This window comes from Kribbella antibiotica (genome assembly GCF_004349055.1).
GTDB classification, from domain to species: domain Bacteria; phylum Actinomycetota; class Actinomycetes; order Propionibacteriales; family Kribbellaceae; genus Kribbella; species Kribbella antibiotica.
The window spans coordinates 1-16,082 of sequence record NZ_SMKX01000006.1; the positions used below are offsets into that span (position 1 = coordinate 1).

Consider the following 16,082-nt stretch of genomic DNA (forward strand, 5'->3'; position numbering starts at 1 on the left):
GTTCCCCACCCGTGCCCCCTCTGTAGCCCCAGACCCTCATCCTCTCGCAGGACGAGGGTCCGGTGCTGCCTGACGCGAATGCCAAAAGCAGCAGAGTGTTTGCTCGAAGGTCTCGGCGCGCCGCCTTCTCTTTGTGCTCGAGGTGGATCTTTGAGCACCCACCAGTCATTTTTCCGGCCGGAAAGTGGTTGGTGGGTGCACAAAGTCGGGGTTGGTGCACAAAGCCTCGGACATCTTCACTCGAACGCGAGATGCAGGAGGCCTCCGGAGAATGTCGGGCGAAGGATCGCTTCCACTCGGACGTACTGCGCACGTACTGGAGTGAAGGTGGTTGTGTTCAGGCGGTCGGTAGCGACGCCGTACGGCGTGGGGTTTGTGACTGGGCGCCAGGTGGTGCCGTCTAGCCAGAGGACTCGCCAGGAGGCTGGGACTCGGCACTGGCCGGAGCCGGTGTCGTCGAACCAGTACGCCGAGGCCTGTCGGAGCTCACGGACCTCTCGCAGGTCGTACTGGATCCACTCCGTGGAGCCGCGCCGGTCCCACCAGGTGAAGCGCGGAATGGAGGTGTCGGCGGAGGACGAGGGCAGGCGGCCGTCGTCGGCGGCCTCTAGGGAGTCGCCGTCGAACACATGTGAAGCAGTGATCCGCGTACGGCGCTTCCAGGCGGCGCCAGTCGTGGTGGCCTGGGGGAAGGCGGTGATGCGGAGCCGTGCCGCGCCCATGGGGATCAGGGTGACTGTCTCCAGCGGCTCTGTCGTCTTGGCGGGGCTTGGCTGGAGCAGGCCGACCACGTTCTCGCTGTCGGTCTCCCACTGCGGGATGCGGCGCGCCTTCGCGGTCAGGGCCACCGGCACACCCGCAGTCGTGAACGGGTCCGCCCCGGGCGCGGGAGTCCGCCGTACGACGGTGAATCCGGCATCTGGCGCCAGACCGTAGTTCCACGGGGAGTCCGCATGCACAGCGAGCTCGGGCCACTCCGTCGTACCGCCGATGCGCTCGTAGCGTTCGCTGATCGCTAGCGAGTAGGTGAGCGGACCACGGTCGACCGAAACCGAGCCCTGGTTGGCGGTCCACTGCCTAGTGGTGACCTGCATCGGCAGGACCAGCTTCACGCGGTCACCGGACTTCCAGGCCCGGTCCAGCTGGATCCAGCCACCTTCCGCGCGCACCCGGGCCCTCTCACCGTTCACAGCGACGGAATAGCCGTCTGCCCAGCCAGGGACCCTTAAATACAAGGGGAAACGCGAGTTACCCTGCACAGTGAGGTTGATGGTGTCGCCGAACGGGTACTCGGTGTCCTGCACGATGCTGACAGTCTCACCGCCGCCCACCTTCGCAGTGACCTTGCTGGCGGCGTAGAGCGAGGCGGCCAGCCCGTTGTCGGTAGTGGCCAGCCAGAGCTCCTGCGCGTAGTACGGCCAGCCCATGCCGTAGTTGTGCGGGCAGCACCGGTACTGGTGGATGCCGTACTTGTAGGCCAGCATGGCGAACCCGTTCTGGAACTGCCCATGCTTGATGGTGTCGTCGAGCTCCACACTGTTCGCACAGGTGATGTAGTGCATCACCTGCTGCTTCGGGTCGTAAGAGGCAGTCAGCGAATTGAACGCCAGCTCCTCGCACCGGTCCGCCCACACAGTCTCACCGGTGAAGCGGGACAGCATCTCGAAGCTGTGCATCAGCTCGACGATGCCGCAGGTCTCGAAGCCCTGCCGCGGGTCGCCGAACCCCGGCCGCGAGTTCTCATCCCCCGCGAACCCTCCGCCCGGGAACTGTCCGTACTGTCCCAGCACAGTGTCGTAGTTCCGGTACGTCGCCGCCCGGTGCTGCTCGTTGCCCGACAGAAGCCAGTACTGCAAGGGCTCTCGGAACCCCTGGGCGATGTTGACGTTGTGCCAGGTCGGAATGCCGTTCACATAGTCGGCCGAGCCGGAGTGCATCTTGTTGACCAGGTCGAGCAGCCATGACTCACCGGTGCGGTTGTAGAGCCAGTACGCACTGTCGATGTTGTCGCCCCAGCGGAACGCACCCCACGACCGGTTGAACACCTCAGCCGGCTGCGTGTTCTGAAACCGCAGGTACTTCGTCATGAACGGTACGACGCGCTGGTCGCCGGAGTACTCGTACCAGGACCGGATCGCGCCCAGCAGTGGCATGCCCGGCCAAAAGTCGGGTCCACCCTGCAGCGAGGTCCGGAGTCGGTCCGGACCGAACCAGCCGTCGGCTGCCTGGGTGCGCAGGATGCCGTCGATCCAGCGCTGCGCTCTGGTCAGCACACCGGCGTTTCCGGTGACATAGCCGAGGTCACCGAAGCCGCGGAGCCAGTACGGCAACTCCTCCCACGCATCCTTGGTGCGGTCGACCCACCCGTTGGTGTCGTAGACCAGGAAGTCTGAGATCTCGTCGTACCGGCCGCAGAGGCCGTCGACCTGGAGCTGCAACTGCTGCTTCAGCCAGCCGCGTGGCTCGATCGCGCCCGGCGGCAGCTTCTGGAACGGCACTGGCCGCAGTGGGGCTCGCTGCGGCACGTAGTAGCCGCCACGGCCGGCTGGTGGGCCCAGCGGTCGCGCAGCTGAGGCGGTGGACGGTTCGACGGCGCTCACGGCAGCCGCCGCGGCAAGGGTGACACCGAGAAATTCACGGCGCGGCCAAACATTTTCAAACTGGCCCTTCGGAAAGGTCATGGCACGGCCTGCTTTCGGGTGATTCGGGGGCGGACGATCACACACGAGCCGGAAAAACGGCACACGTTTTCCGGCACTGATAACGTAACACCATGAAGCGCCCGGCGGTACGGATCACGGATGTCGCGGCACTGGCCGGCGTCTCCGCCGGGACGGCCTCCAAGGCGCTCAACAACACCGGCCAGCTCAGCCAGGACACCCGCGAGCGCGTACGGCGTGCTGCGGCCCAGCTCGGCTTCACACCGGACGTGCGCGGGCGCGCGCTGTCATCGGGGCGCACGTTCACGGTCGCCCTGCTGACCACCGACAGCTCCGGCCGGTTCAGCATCCCGATCATGCGGGGCGTGGAGGACGTGCTGAGCGCCGGCGAGCTGGCGACTGTGCTGTGCGACACCCGAGACGATCCGCTCCGCGAGCAGAGCTATCTGCGGTCGCTGGTGGCACGCGGGGTCGACGGCATCGTGGTGACCGGCCGACGAACCGAGCCGCGGCCACCGATCGACGTACCGCTGCCTGTTGTGTACGCGCTGGCTGCCTCGACCGATCCGGCAGATGCGTCGGTGATCGTCGACGACGCCGCCGGTGCGGCCACTGCGATCAAGCACCTGCAGGCTCTCGGGCGCACCCGCATCGCGCATGTCACCGGCCCGGCCGATCACCGCTCCGCTGTCGAGCGCGCCCAGGCGATGACGGCTCTGGTCGGCGAACCGCTGTTCGGTGACTGGAGTGAGCAGTGGGGTCGGCAGGCGACCGACCTGCTGCTCCGCACGCACCCCGACGTCGACGCGATCAGCTGTGGCAGCGACCAGATCGCCCGCGGTGTCTGCGACCGCCTGCGCGAGCTGGGGCGCGCCGTACCGGCTGAGATTGCGGTTACCGGCTACGACAACTGGCCGGTGATGGCACTGGCCAGCCGGCCGCCGCTCACCTCGGTGGATCTGCGACTTGAGGAGCTCGGCCGACGAGCAGCGCAACTCCTGCTGGATGCGATTGCCGGCAACCCGCATCACGGCGTACTGGAGCTTCCCGCGCAGCTCGTCCCGCGGGAATCGACACTAGGTCCCTGAGTAGCCCTACTTGGTGGCTTGACCTCGCCGGGCCCACCGGAACGCGACGGCCGTCCAGAGGATGGCCGGCACGCCGAAGATCGCTGCCGCGACCTCGCGGCCGAAGACCAGGAACACCAGCCCCAGCAGGAAGAACGGCGCCGCCAGCCAGGCGGCGCCAACAAATGCCGCCCAGCGCCAGCGACCGGTCGGCCGCGGCGTTGGCTGGTACAGCGACGGAGTGGGTAGGCCCACGAAGATCGGCTGCAGATCGGCATGCGTGACCGCCTCATGCAGCCGGTCGACCCGCAGATGCAGCTCCGCCTCGTCGAGCCGGCCGATCGCAAACTGCTCGGACAGCTCGTCGGTACAGACCCGCCGTTCCTCATCGGTCAGCCGGATACTGGCCATGCGTCGTCGCGCCGCGACAACGCGTGCCTCCTGACCAGCAGCCGCCGCCCGACCCATCAGGTCAGCCGGCTTCACCGGACGCCGCTCCACCATCCGCCTCACGCTCCCTTCCTACGAGTGTGCCAGACGATGGGGCAGCGCCAGGTCGGGTGTGGCGGCCCAGCGCCGTAGCGAGCAAGTGCTCGGTGCGGTGCATCGGTGCGCTGGAGGGGAGGCCTCGATGCTTTTCCATCGTGGCCTTTCCTCCAGTGCGGCGAGGTGCCGTGCCGAGTGCTGCGCAGTAGGTGATGGGTCGCCACACCCGACCAAGGTCCTCAGAGTCAGCCGAGGGCGGCCGGGAGGGTGGCGGACCAGACCTCGCGGAGCTCGGTGAGGGGGATCTCGAACTGGTCCTGTACGTCGAGGGTGTCGCCGGTGATGACGCCGATCTTGGTGTGCGGGAAGCGGCGGGCGGTGCACATGTCGGTGAAGCGGACCTCTTCAGTGCGCGGTACGGCGACCACTGCGCGGCCGGCGGACTCGGCGAACAGGAACAGGAACGGGTCCAGGTTGTCCGGCGCCCACACCCGCGCACCGACGCCACCGCGGAGGGCGGACTCGACCAGCGTCTGGGCGACGCCGCCGTCGGACACGTCGTGGGCGGCGTCGATCAGGCCGTCGCGGGAGGCGTTGATCAGGATGTCGGCGAGCTGCTGCTCGGCCGCCAGGTCGACGGCCGGCGGGCGGCCTCCGAGGTGGCTGTGGACGACATGCGCCCACTCCGAACCCGACAGCTCCTCGGCGGTCTCACCGAGCAGGTAGAGCTGGTGGCCCTCCATCTCGCCGGTGAAGCCGATCGGCGTCCGGCGGGTGACGTCGTCGATGACACCCAGTACGCCGATGACCGGCGTCGGCAGGATCGCCACGTCGCCGGTCTGGTTGTAGAACGACACGTTGCCGCCGGTGACCGGGATGCCGAGCTCCTTGCAGCCGTCGACCAGGCCGCGAATCGCCTCGGTGAACTGCCACATGACGTCCGGGTCCTCGGGGGAGCCGAAGTTCAGGCAGTCGGAGACGGCGACCGGACGGGCGCCGGTGGTGGCGACGTTGCGGAAGGACTCGGCCAGCGCGAGCTTGGCGCCGGTGTACGGGTCCAGCTTGGTGAAGCGGCCGTTGCAGTCGGTGGAGACCGCGACACCGAGGCCGCTGGTCTCGTCGACGCGGATCATGCCGCTGTCCTCGGGCTGCGCGAGCACCGAGTTGCCGAGCACGTAGCGGTCGTACTGGTCGGTGACCCAGGACTTGTCGCACAGGTTCGGCGACGCGATCAGCTGCAGCAGGGTCGCCCGCAGCTCGTCCGCAGTCGTTGCCCGCGGCAACTTCTCGGCGCCGTCTGCCTGCAGCTCGTCCTGCCAGGACGGCCGCGCGAACGGACGGTTGTAGACCGGGCCCTCGTGCGCGACGGTCTCCGGCAGTACGTCGACGACGCGCTCACCGTGCCAGTCGATCTCGAGCCGGCCGGTGTCGGTGACCTCACCGATCACGTCGGCCTGGACGTCCCACTTGGCGCAGATCTTCAGGAACTCCTCGACGTTGGCCGGCGTCACGCAGGCCATCATCCGCTCCTGGGACTCGCTCATCAGGATCTCTTCCGGCGACAGCGAGGCGTCCCGCAGCGGCACCTTGTCCAGCGAGACGCGCATGCCGCCGTCGCCGGCGCTGGCCAGCTCCGAGGTCGCACAGGACAGACCGCCACCGCCGAGGTCCTGAATACCCTCGACGACCTTCGCGGCGAAGAGCTCGAGCGTGCACTCGATCAGCAGCTTCTCCATGAACGGGTCGCCGACCTGGACCGCGGGACGCTTGGTCGGGCCGCCTTCGGCGAAGGTCTCGCTGGCAAGGATCGAGACGCCGCCGATTCCGTCACCACCGGTCTTGGCGCCGTACAGGATCATCTGGTTGCCGACGCCGGTCGCGTTGGCCAGGTGCAGGTCCTCGTGCCGCATCACGCCGACACACAGCGCGTTCACGAGCGGGTTGCCGATGTAGGTCGGGTCGAAGACGACCTCACCACCGATGTTCGGCAGGCCGAGGCTGTTGCCGTAACCGCCGATACCGGACACGATCCCCGGGAGCACGCGCTTGGTGTCCGGAGCGTCCAGCGGACCGAAGCGCAGCGGGTCCATCACCGCGACCGGGCGGGCGCCCATCGCGATGATGTCGCGGACGATGCCGCCGACACCGGTGGCCGCACCCTGGTAGGGCTCCACGTACGACGGGTGGTTGTGCGACTCGACCTTGAAGGTGACCGCGTAGCCCTCGCCGATGTCGATCACGCCGGCGTTCTCACCGATCCCGGCGAGCATCTTGCCGGCCGGCGTCTCCTGCGGGATCTCACCGAACCGCTTGAGGTGCACCTTGGACGACTTGTACGAGCAGTGCTCGCTCCACATCACCGAGTACATCGCCAGCTCGCAGCTGGTGGGGCGCCGATCCAGGATGTCGCGGATCCGCTGGTACTCGTCCGGCTTCAGTCCGAGCTCGGCCCACGGCTGCTCGACATCCGGGGTGCTGGTGGCGTTGGTGACGGTGTCGGTCGACACGTTAGGACTCCTGCACTAGGTGGGACACAGGTGGAACGGTACTGGGCTGCTCGGTGGTGATCAGGTGCGCCACGAGCAGAGGTAGGGCGAAGCCGGTCATGATCGCGGGCAGTGCGACTCCGGCGTCGTTCAGCAGCATGCCGACCAGACCACAGGTCGACAGTGCGAGCAGAGTCGGCCGGATCATCGGCAGACTGGAGTAGTAGGACCGGTACGACGCGGAGGGGACTCGCGCGGGGAGCACAGTCGCCAGCATGGCGAGCACCACCCCGACGAGCATCAGCCAGCCGACCGGACCATTGAAGAAGGCAACAGCCATCTGCAGCTTGCGGATCAGCACGTCGGCCACGTCACCGTCGAGCAACCGCGCGACGAACGCACCGAAGTGACTGCGCTGGTCCGCCGGACGCAGGTAGTCGAGGAAAGCAACAGCAGACACAGCCAGTACGCCGGCGACGCCCACACCGACCAGTGCGCGGAAGGAGATGCTGCCGCGCCAGGTGAGCCACGCCATGAGCAGCACAGCCGGGGTCAGCGCGATGATGCCGCCGAAGTCGGTCCCCCAGCCCGGTCTACCGTCCACGACGATCGCAGCGCCGCCAATCGCGAGCACTGCAAGGGCTGCCTGCACCCTGCTCTTGTCGATCAGCTTCTGCGCGACCCAGCCGGCCGTGACGAGCGCACCGACCGCGAGAGTGGCGAAAGTCGAGTTCCCGAAGCCATAGAAGCGGCCACCGATCACAGGTCCGTCGGCAAACATGCTGCCGACCTGCAACGGCGTACCGAGCACTCCGTCGACCAACAACAGCAGGTAGGCGGCCAGCGCGAGGCCGACGAAGGCGTAGCGCTTCAGGAACACCTGTGCGAGCGCGGCCGAGAGAACGCTGATGCCGATCGTCACGGCATACAGGGAGAGGCCGGGCGACGGCCAGCGCCACCACAGCGTCGCTTGGGCCAGGAAGACCGCGATGAAGAAGCCGCCCAGCGTGAGCAGCGTGAAGACGACCGTACGACGGGATGCGGGGCTCCGGCGGATCAGGAACCACACAAGCGCCAGCAGGACCGCGCCCACGATCGTCGCTGCCACCGCACCCAGCATCGGCCGTGGCTGCTCGAACCGCTGATTCGCATCCAACCGGTCCTCGATCACTGCAGCGGCATCCGTGTGCACGTCACCGGTGAACCCGATCTCGGTGCCGTCCAGTGGTGCGGCCTGCGCAGATGCGGCCGGGTCGACCGGCTTGGCCTCGCCACGGAGCACGGTGGCAGTGATGTCGGTCAGCTGGATCAGACCGGGCCGACGGGTCGAGTCACTGGTCAGCCAGCGCGGACCGTTGTCCGGCGGAAGCTGCATCGCCACGAGGGTTTCCTGGTGCGTGTCGGCCGTCTCCTGGCCAATGCCGACGAGCAGCACCCAGCCATCGGCCGCTTTGGCCTGCCCGACCAGATCCGCGACCCGGCGCAGCGCCTCCGGCCGCCCCTCGCGCAGTGGCAGCGCACCGGCGTCGACGATCGAGTCACGGCATTCAGGGCTCGCCAGTCGGGGCAGGTTGAGATCAGGCAACCAGTTCGACACCGTGCCATCCGGCCGCGCGACAGCTACAGCCGCGCCCGGGCCGAAGCCGCACAAGCGATCGCCACTGATACCGAGCCGACCCAGTGGGGCACCGGTGTGGTGCTCGGCCTGACGGTCGATGTAGGTCTGCCAGTTGGCGACCTTCCCGCCGTTGACCGCGGGCAGGTCGGCACACGGCTGACCCAGTTGGCTGCCCCAGGCACGAGTGCCGGCGCTGATCGTCAGCCAGCCGCCCACCGGACAGGTGTGCGGCCCGGCCGACTTCACCGAGATCGAGCCCACATGCGACTGGTCCACCAGCGCGGTCAACTCGGGCGATGACTTGACGTCCTGCCAGGTCAGCCCCGGTACGCCGATGACCACGACCTTCGCCAGCAGGTCGGTCGGCTGGGCGTTCGCCGTACCGGCTCCCACGCAGGCAAGGACACCCGCGGCCGCGGCAAAGAGGGTGCGGAGCAGGACGCGCCGCACCCCTGAGCGTCCCATCAGGAGGCGACGACGGCCTTCAGCACCGAGGTGAAGAAGCCCAGGCCGTCCGTGGTCGGTCCGGTGAGTGTCTCGACGGCGTGCTCCGGGTGCGGCATCAGGCCGACCACGTTGCCGCGCTCGTTGGTGATCCCGGCGATGTCGCGGTAGGAGCCGTTCGGGTTGTCGACGTAGCGCGCGACGACGCGGCCCTCACCCTCCAGGCGGTCCAGCGTCGCCTCGTCGGCGACGAACGAGCCGTCCTGGTTCTTCAGCACGATGGTGATCTCGTGGTTCGCGTCGTAGTCGCTGGTCCAGGCGGTGGTGTTGTTCTCGATCCGCAGCACCTGGTCCCGGCAGACGAACTTGCGCAGGCTGTTCTTGATCAGCGCACCGGGCAGCAGGTGCGACTCGCAGAGCACCTGGAAGCCGTTGCAGATCCCCAGCACCGGGAGGCCCTCACCGGCCTTCTTGATGATGGTCTCCATCACCGGGGCAAACCGGGAGATCGCACCGGCGCGCAGGTAGTCGCCGTACGAGAAGCCGCCGGGCAGGACGACCGCGTCCACGCCGTGCAGGTCCGCGTCAGCGTGCCAGAGCGCAACGGCCTCGGCACCGGCCACGGCCGCAGCGCGGCGGGCGTCGGCGTCGTCCAGCGAGCCGGGGAAGGTGACTACCCCAACCTTCACTGGTCGGCCTCGACGTGGAGGGTGAAGTCCTCGATCACCGAGTTGGACAGCAGCGTGTCCGCGGCCTTCCGGATCTCGGCGACCCGTTCCTCGGTCGCCTCACCGTCCAGGGTGATCTCGAACCGCTTTCCCTGCCGGACATCGGCCACGCCGTCGAAGCCGAGCCGGCCGAACGCGCCGTGCACCGCCTTGCCCTGCGGGTCGAGGATCTCGGGCTTGAGCATGACGTCGACGACAACGCGAGCCACTGATTACTCCAGGTCTCGTTCCGGGGTGACGCCGTGAATCCTACCGACCGGCTGCCCAGAATCCCGCATCGGCAAACTATTCACTCAGTACATACACGCGATGTATAGTCCAGAACATGGCAACCGCTGAACTCGTCCTGGGCCTGCTCTCCGCAGGTCCAGCGCATGGGTACGACGTGAAGCGTGGCCACGACAGCTGGTTCCCCGACGGGCGCCCACTGGCATTCGGGCAGGTCTACACGACGCTGGGGCGACTGGAGCGGGACGGACTGGTCGAAGTGGTCGAGAAGACCTCCGGCGGCGGCCCGGACCGGACGGTCTACGCACTGACCGACAAGGGTCGCAAGCACCTGGCCGACTGGCTGGTCGACCCGGTGCCGCCCGCGTGGGGCAGTGCAGACGAGGTACTGCGCAAGCTCGTTGCCGCGGTCCGCACCGGCGGTGATGCCGCGGCCTTTCTGGCCAGACAACGAGCCAGCCACCTACGTCGGATCCGTGAGCTGCAGGAGAGCCCTGCCGGCCAGGACCCGACCTCGCCGCTCGTTCGCGACTACACCGTCGCCCACCTGGATGCCGACCTGCGCTGGCTCGACAGCGCCATTGAACGTCTTTCCGAGCAGGAGACCTCATGATCGCCCTTGAGCTGACCGACATCGAGTACTCCTACCGGCGCAACACCGCCCTGCGCGGGGTCTCGCTCCAGGTCGAGGCCGGTGAGATCGTCGCGATCACGGGCGCCAGTGGCTGCGGCAAGTCCACCCTGCTGCACTGCGCGGCCGGCATCCTGACCCCGGACAAGGGCTCGGTCCGGCTGGACGGCCAGGACCTGGCGGAGCTGTCAGCCGACGCCCGGGCCGCCCTGCGCCGGACCAAGATTGGCGTGGTCCTGCAGTTCGGCCAGTTGGTTCCGGACCTCCCGCTGATCGACAACGTCGCGCTGCCGTTGCTGCTCGCCGGTCACCAGCGGTCCGAGGCTCACGAGCACGCACGCGAGTGGCTGACCCAGGTGGGCATCCAGGACGAGGCAGACGCCGTACCGTCTGAGCTGTCCGGTGGTCAGACTCAGCGGGCGGCCATTGCACGCGCCCTCGTCAGCGGTCCGTCCGTTGTATTGGCGGATGAGCCGACCGGCAGCTTGGACAGCCGGGCCGGCAAGGAACTGCTCGACGTCCTCGTCAGCACTGCTCGCTACCGCGGCGCGGCGCTGGTGATGGTCACCCATGACAACCTCGTGGCCGCTGCTGCCAACCGGGAGATCCGGCTCCGCGACGGTGTCATTCAGCACGAAGTAGCCCTGTGATGACTATCGAGACCCTGCTCCTGCTGGCCAGGACGCGGACCGATGCTGACCGCAGCCGCATCCGTCTCGCCACCGCAGCCCTCGCCTTCAGCGGCGCACTGCTGATCGACGCTGTTCACATCGGCCTGCTGGGGTCTCGCGAGCTGTCCTACGAGACCTCCAGTCGCTACGTGACCGAGCTGGGTCTTCGGCCTGGTCTCATCGCAGTACTGGTGGTTCTGTCGGCACTGGCCGCCAGCCTGGCGGTGCAGGCGCTGCGGATCGGTACTGCGGCACGCGACCGTCGCTTCGCAGCGCTGGAGCTCGCTGGCGCGACCAAGGGCCAGGTGCGGCGCTTGTCGACCGTGGATGCGGGTTTGATCGGCCTGTTCGGCGGCCTGCTGTCTGGTCCGCTCTATGCCATCCTCACCCTCCTTTTCAGCTGGTTCCCACCGCTGGTCAGGGTCTTCCCCGGCACATCCGTCACGGACGTCGGAGTCTGGGCCGCAGTCACTGTCGTGCTCACGGTGAGCGGTACGGCGATCGGTCACTTCACCTACCGCAGTCCAGCAACCCGTACGTCGTCCGTGCGTCTCCCGCGGGTGATGGGCATGGCCAGCGGCGCCGCACTCCTGGTGATCGGCCTGGTGAGCGCGGTCGCGTACGTGCTCCCCGCCATGCCGCTGACCCTCGCCGGTCTGGTCTTGCTGTGGATGACGTTGGCACCGCTGCGGATCCAGGCACTGGGCCGACGCCTCAGTGCGTCAGGTGACCCGGCTCGGCTGCTGGCCAGCGCCCGCCTGATCAATGACACCCGCTCTGTCGCGCGGCTTGGCGCCCTCCTCCTCGGATGCGCCTTCCTCGTCGGTGTTGTGACCCAGATGTCGCTCGAGATCCTCCGTGAGGCCAATAGCTACGATCTGGCGTTCTACCTGACCGGAATGGTGATGTCTGCGCTCGCGCTCGTCCTGATGGCTGCCATCGCGCTTGCTGCGCTGACAGTCGGAGTGGCCGACCAGCTCGTCGACCAGCGCCGTCAGCTCGCCTGCCTCACCGCGCTGGGAGTCGACGTGACCTTCCTGCGCCGCGTCGTCCGTGGCCAGATCGCCATGGTTGCGGCTCCGGCGCTGATGACCGGTACCTGCCTCGGCCTGCTGGCTGGCCCCAGCGGACTGGCAACCTATCTGGTCGAGCCGCTACCGCTGCTCTACCTCGCAGGCGGCCTGGCCGGTCTCCTGCTGCTGTCCTGGGGGTTCGCCGTCGGAGGTGCGTCCCTGGCCGGTTACCTGCTTCGCAATCAACTGCGGGATGCACTCGATCCCGAGAATCTGAGGGCTGCCTGATGGCCGCTGTTCCCATCCCACTGGCGGTCCGCCCGGCCCTCCTGCTCGGCGTCCCCAACCAGATCACACTGGTCCGGACGGTGATCGCCATGGTGATCGCTGCGATCGCGTTCCGCACTCACGACCTGACCTGGCTGATCCTGGGCTACGCGACGTACTGGCTGGGCGACATGGCCGACGGTGCGGTCGCCCGGCGCCGCAACGAGGAGTCCGAGGGCGGTGCGGTGTTCGACATCGTCTGCGACCGGGCCTGCTCGTTCCTGCTGGCCGCTGCGTTCATGGCGGCGTTCCCGGAGACCATCGGACCGCTGGCCGTCTTCCTTGTGCAGTTCGGCGTCCTGGACACCATGCTGTCGCTCTCGTTCCTGCTCTGGCGCGGGACGCTCAGCCCGAACTACTTCTACAAGGTCGACGACCCGATCTACCTCTGGAACTGGTCGAAGCCGGCCAAGGCGGTCAACACCGCCGCCGTGGTCATCTCACTCGTCATCGCGCATCACACCGGCGCGCAGTGGCTGCCCTACACCGTGGCGATCGGCGCTCTCGTGGTGAAGGTGGTCTCGTCGTACCGGCTGGTCGCCATCCTCCGCGGACGCACGCCCGCCGCACCGCGAGGATGAAATGTTTGTGATTGCTCAGGCCGCAACGAATAGCCTCGAGGTCATGTGGGTGTGGCAGTTGTTGCTGGCGGTCGGGTTCGGGATCGGGTCCGCCATCATTCCGGTACTGAACGCCGAGGCCTACGTGCTCGGCGTCGGCGTCTCCGGCGCACTCAACCCGGTGGTGGCCGCCGTCGGCGTCTCGATCGGGCAGACCATCGGCAAGGTCGCCATGTTCCTCGCAGTCCGCTACCGCCCGGGCTATGCCGCACGGAAGACCAAAGAACCGAAGCCGGTCAACCTGGACACCCGCAGGGGCCGCTTCGTGCAGTGGAACCGGGATGTCAGCAAGCGCCTGCTGGATGCGATGAGCGACCGCCGCCTGGGCGTCCCTGTCACGCTGCTGAGCGCGTTCGTCGGCGTCCCACCCCTGTACGGCGTCGCTCTGATCGGCGGCGCCTCGCGGATGGGTGTGGTCGGCTTCGCGCTGTCCGTACTGGTCGGCCGCGGCGGCCGCTTCGTCCTGCTGGCCCTCGGCGTCGGCCTGTTCTAAGACAGCCGGTTCTGGAGCAGCTCGGTCTAAGCGATGAAGGTGCGGCCGGTGAGCTGCTCGTAGGCGCCGATGTAGGCGGCGCGGGTGCGGTCGATGACCTCGTCGGTCAGCGGCGGCGGCGCCTCACCGGAGTGCCGGTCCCAGCCGGACTCGAACTCCAGCCAGTTCCGGATGATCTGCTTGTCGTACGACGGCTGCACCTGACCGGGCTTCCACTGGTCGGCCGGCCAGAACCGGCTGGAATCCGGGGTGAGCACCTCGTCGGCCAGCACCATGGTCCCGTCCGGGCGAGTGCCGAACTCGAACTTGGTGTCGGCCAGGATGATGCCGCGCTCCTCAGCCATCGCCCGAGCGCGCATGTAGATGTCCAGCGTCGCAGTCCGCAGCGCCGCGGCCGTCTCCGCACCGACAGTCGCCACGACCGCGTCGTACGAGACGTTCTCGTCGTGCTCGCCCAGCTCGGCCTTGGTCGCCGGGGTGAAGATCGCCTCGTCCAGTCGGGACGCCTCGACCAGTCCGGGCGGCAGCGGGATCTCACAGACCGTCCCGCTCGCCTGGTACTCCACGAGGCCGGAGCCGGTCAGGTAGCCGCGGGCGACACACTCGACCGGGAGCATCTCCAGCTTCTCGCAGATCACCGCACGGCCGGCGACCTCGGCCGGGACGTCGGTGGAGATGATGTGGTTCGGCACTCCGAGCTGCTCGAACCACCACAGGCTCATGGCGGTGAGCACCTTGCCCTTGTCCGGGATCGGCGTGCTCAGGATCCAGTCGAACGCACTCTGGCGGTCGCTGGCCACCATCAGCAGCTCACCGGACTCCAGCTCGTACAGGTCGCGGACCTTGCCGGAGTGGATGTGCTTCGCACCGGGGATCTCAGGAGCCTGCAGAGGTGTGGTCACAGGCCGATTGTTCCACTAGCCCTTTCGGCGGAGTGCTGCAGCACCTCGAGCCGCTAGCGCGCCAGCTGCCATCAGCACGTCCCGCACTCCGATTGCGAGTGGGTTGTCCAGTTGGCCGAGCTGACCGATCTGCCGGGACCGCTTGACCAGCTGCGTGGCCACGGGGCGCCGCTCAGCGTCGTACCGGGTCAGTGCGGTGACTGGGTCGGGTGCTGCCTGGAGGTGTTTGGCCAGCGCGCCGGCGTCCTCGATGGCGGTGCAGGCGCCGCGTCCCATGTTCGGAGTCATCGCATGAGCGGCGTCACCGAGCAGTGCGATCCGGCCAGCAGCGAACGGGACCAGCGGCAACGGCAGGTCGTAGATGTCGTTCTGCAGCGCAGTCTGGGTCGCTGCGAGGATCGATGGGATCGGATCGTGCCAGCTGCCGTACCTGCGGACCACTGCGGCTAGGTCACCACCCTGTCCGGCCGGCTGATTCGCAGTGGCGTACCAGTACGTGCGCCCGTCGATCAGCTGGGCGACGCCGAATCGCTGCGCCGGCCCCCAGGTCTCTCCGCCGTCAGTTGCCCGTACGTCGGCAATCCCCCGGTACGCCGTATAGCCGGAGTACCGGGGTCCGGCGTACTGCGGATAGAGCGCGCCGCGGATCACACTGTGCAGACCGTCGGCCGCAACGACCAGGTCGGCCCGGAGTTCGTTGTTGATCAGCACACCGCTGTCATCCTGCGTCACGGTGACGACCGGGTAGCCGGTCCGGACGGTCACTGCCGGACCGAACTCGGCGGTGATCAGCTCATGCAACTGCCCCCGATGGATCATCACCGGCAACTCGACGCCCAGATCCGCCGCACCGACCACCCAGCGCCCACTGGGCTTCCGCAAGCCGACCGGGCCGGATAACGCCGCCGACCGCTCGATGCCCTTGACCCCGAGCTCGGCGAGAACGGCGGCCGCTCCCGGCCACACCGAAATCCCGGCGCCAACCTCCCCCAGCGCGGCCGCGCGCTCCAGCACCGTGACTTCCCAGCCACACCGCTGCAACGCCACCGCCGCGGTGACCCCACCAATCCCCGCCCCCACCACGAGCACAGTTCTCATACAACAACTCTACGCCTGTAGAGCCCGCTTTGAATAGGAGATCTCCCGGAGTACGCCGGAAATTGGAAGCATGCGTCGCATTGCTCAGCATTCCTCGCGCTCGCAAGGCTGTTCAAGGGTTTCGGCGCGATCGGCGACCGGCACAGGGCGACTGCGAATTGCACGTTCCTGCAGCTGACTTCAGTAGTGGCGACGACCCTCCGCCGATACCTTGTGGGGGTGCACGCACGGTGAGGCTCTGTGCACATTACGAGGGGAGATTCATGCGTTCCAAGAGATTGACCTGGGGATTGGCAACGGCGCTGGTGGTGGCGAGCACCGCTCTGCTCAGCGTCGCACCCGCGCAGGCGGTCGGCGGCAATTGCAGTGCGGGGAAGGACAAGAACCCCGAATACGACCAGTACCGGGGGAAGGCCGCGTGTAAATCGCTGCAGGGCGACTCAAGGGCTCGGCCCAAGCTCATCCGCGACGGTGGCCCTGACTACACCGGGGCCTATTTCACACGGCTCGACACCTTGTATTACACGAAGTGGTACGGCTGCTACCTGGGCTGCGAAGGCGCCTACGAGATCGCCCACGTGTGATCTCGGTACCGGCCCTGGGCCGGGTG

At 67.7% G+C, this 16,082-nt stretch carries 15 protein-coding genes; 7 read left to right on the plus strand and 8 right to left on the minus strand.

Annotated elements, in window-relative coordinates:
* Positions 1-236: 236 nt before the first annotated feature.
* Positions 237-2,600 (minus strand): beta-L-arabinofuranosidase domain-containing protein, encoded by a 2,364-nt coding sequence (locus E1263_RS03235; RefSeq protein ID WP_238161052.1) that lies wholly within the window; start codon positions 2,598-2,600, stop codon positions 237-239.
* A gap of 173 nt (positions 2,601-2,773) precedes the next feature.
* Between E1263_RS03235 and E1263_RS03240 the strand changes: the two genes are divergently transcribed.
* A complete protein-coding gene (locus E1263_RS03240) occupies positions 2,774-3,748 on the plus strand; it encodes a LacI family DNA-binding transcriptional regulator (protein WP_132165168.1) in 975 nt (324 codons plus the stop codon).
* A gap of 6 nt (positions 3,749-3,754) precedes the next feature.
* On the opposite strand, the gene E1263_RS03245 is transcribed toward E1263_RS03240, so the two are convergent.
* The 5 genes from E1263_RS03245 to purS all read right to left on the minus strand — a co-directional run bounded on the left by E1263_RS03245 (position 3,755) and on the right by purS (position 9,698).
* The gene (locus E1263_RS03245) at positions 3,755-4,231 is read right to left on the minus strand and encodes a DUF1707 SHOCT-like domain-containing protein (RefSeq protein ID WP_132165381.1); all 477 of its coding nucleotides are present in this window, start codon (positions 4,229-4,231) and stop codon (positions 3,755-3,757) included.
* Between the two features lie 227 nt (positions 4,232-4,458).
* Positions 4,459-6,720 carry a phosphoribosylformylglycinamidine synthase subunit PurL gene (gene purL, locus E1263_RS03250; RefSeq protein ID WP_132165170.1) on the minus strand — a complete coding sequence of 754 codons (2,262 nt, stop codon included), beginning with the start codon at positions 6,718-6,720 and terminating at the stop codon, positions 4,459-4,461.
* Position 6,721: 1 nt separating this feature from the next.
* Positions 6,722-8,767 (minus strand): hypothetical protein, encoded by a 2,046-nt coding sequence (locus tag E1263_RS03255; protein ID WP_132165172.1) that lies wholly within the window; start codon positions 8,765-8,767, stop codon positions 6,722-6,724.
* Positions 8,768-8,781: 14 nt separating this feature from the next.
* Positions 8,782-9,450, minus strand: coding sequence for a phosphoribosylformylglycinamidine synthase subunit PurQ (gene purQ, locus E1263_RS03260; protein WP_132165174.1), 669 nt, complete (start codon positions 9,448-9,450; stop codon positions 8,782-8,784).
* Complete coding sequence (purS, locus tag E1263_RS03265) at positions 9,447-9,698, minus strand: phosphoribosylformylglycinamidine synthase subunit PurS (RefSeq protein WP_132165176.1); 252 nt, start codon at positions 9,696-9,698, stop codon at positions 9,447-9,449. The genes purQ and purS overlap by 4 nt, the downstream gene beginning before the upstream one ends.
* 116 nt (positions 9,699-9,814) lie before the next feature.
* Here purS and E1263_RS03270 point away from each other — a divergent pair, with 116 nt between their 5' ends.
* The 5 genes from E1263_RS03270 to E1263_RS03290 are packed head-to-tail and all read left to right on the plus strand — an operon-like array spanning position 9,815 to position 13,472.
* Positions 9,815-10,330, plus strand: coding sequence for a PadR family transcriptional regulator (locus E1263_RS03270; RefSeq protein ID WP_132165178.1), 516 nt, complete (start codon positions 9,815-9,817; stop codon positions 10,328-10,330).
* Positions 10,327-10,998 (plus strand): ABC transporter ATP-binding protein, encoded by a 672-nt coding sequence (locus tag E1263_RS03275; protein WP_132165180.1) that lies wholly within the window; start codon positions 10,327-10,329, stop codon positions 10,996-10,998. The genes E1263_RS03270 and E1263_RS03275 overlap by 4 nt, the downstream gene beginning before the upstream one ends.
* Complete coding sequence (locus E1263_RS03280) at positions 10,998-12,320, plus strand: FtsX-like permease family protein (protein WP_132165182.1); 1,323 nt, start codon at positions 10,998-11,000, stop codon at positions 12,318-12,320. The genes E1263_RS03275 and E1263_RS03280 overlap by 1 nt, the downstream gene beginning before the upstream one ends.
* Positions 12,320-12,940 (plus strand): CDP-alcohol phosphatidyltransferase family protein, encoded by a 621-nt coding sequence (locus tag E1263_RS03285; RefSeq protein WP_132165184.1) that lies wholly within the window; start codon positions 12,320-12,322, stop codon positions 12,938-12,940. The genes E1263_RS03280 and E1263_RS03285 overlap by 1 nt, the downstream gene beginning before the upstream one ends.
* Positions 12,941-12,983: 43 nt before the next feature.
* Positions 12,984-13,472: a hypothetical protein gene (locus E1263_RS03290; RefSeq protein WP_132165186.1), complete on the plus strand. Its 489-nt coding sequence runs from the start codon at positions 12,984-12,986 to the stop codon at positions 13,470-13,472.
* A 26-nt stretch (positions 13,473-13,498) separates the two neighbouring features.
* On the opposite strand, the gene E1263_RS03295 is transcribed toward E1263_RS03290, so the two are convergent.
* Both E1263_RS03295 and E1263_RS03300 read right to left on the minus strand, forming a co-directional pair.
* Complete coding sequence (locus E1263_RS03295) at positions 13,499-14,374, minus strand: phosphoribosylaminoimidazolesuccinocarboxamide synthase (protein WP_132165188.1); 876 nt, start codon at positions 14,372-14,374, stop codon at positions 13,499-13,501.
* A 15-nt stretch (positions 14,375-14,389) separates the two neighbouring features.
* Positions 14,390-15,472, minus strand: coding sequence for an FAD-dependent monooxygenase (locus E1263_RS03300; RefSeq protein WP_132165190.1), 1,083 nt, complete (start codon positions 15,470-15,472; stop codon positions 14,390-14,392).
* Between the two features lie 263 nt (positions 15,473-15,735).
* On the opposite strand from E1263_RS03300, the gene E1263_RS03305 reads away from it, so the two are divergent.
* Positions 15,736-16,056, plus strand: a complete 321-nt coding sequence (locus E1263_RS03305; RefSeq protein ID WP_132165192.1) for a hypothetical protein — start codon at positions 15,736-15,738, stop codon at positions 16,054-16,056.
* Positions 16,057-16,082: the final 26 nt, after the last annotated feature.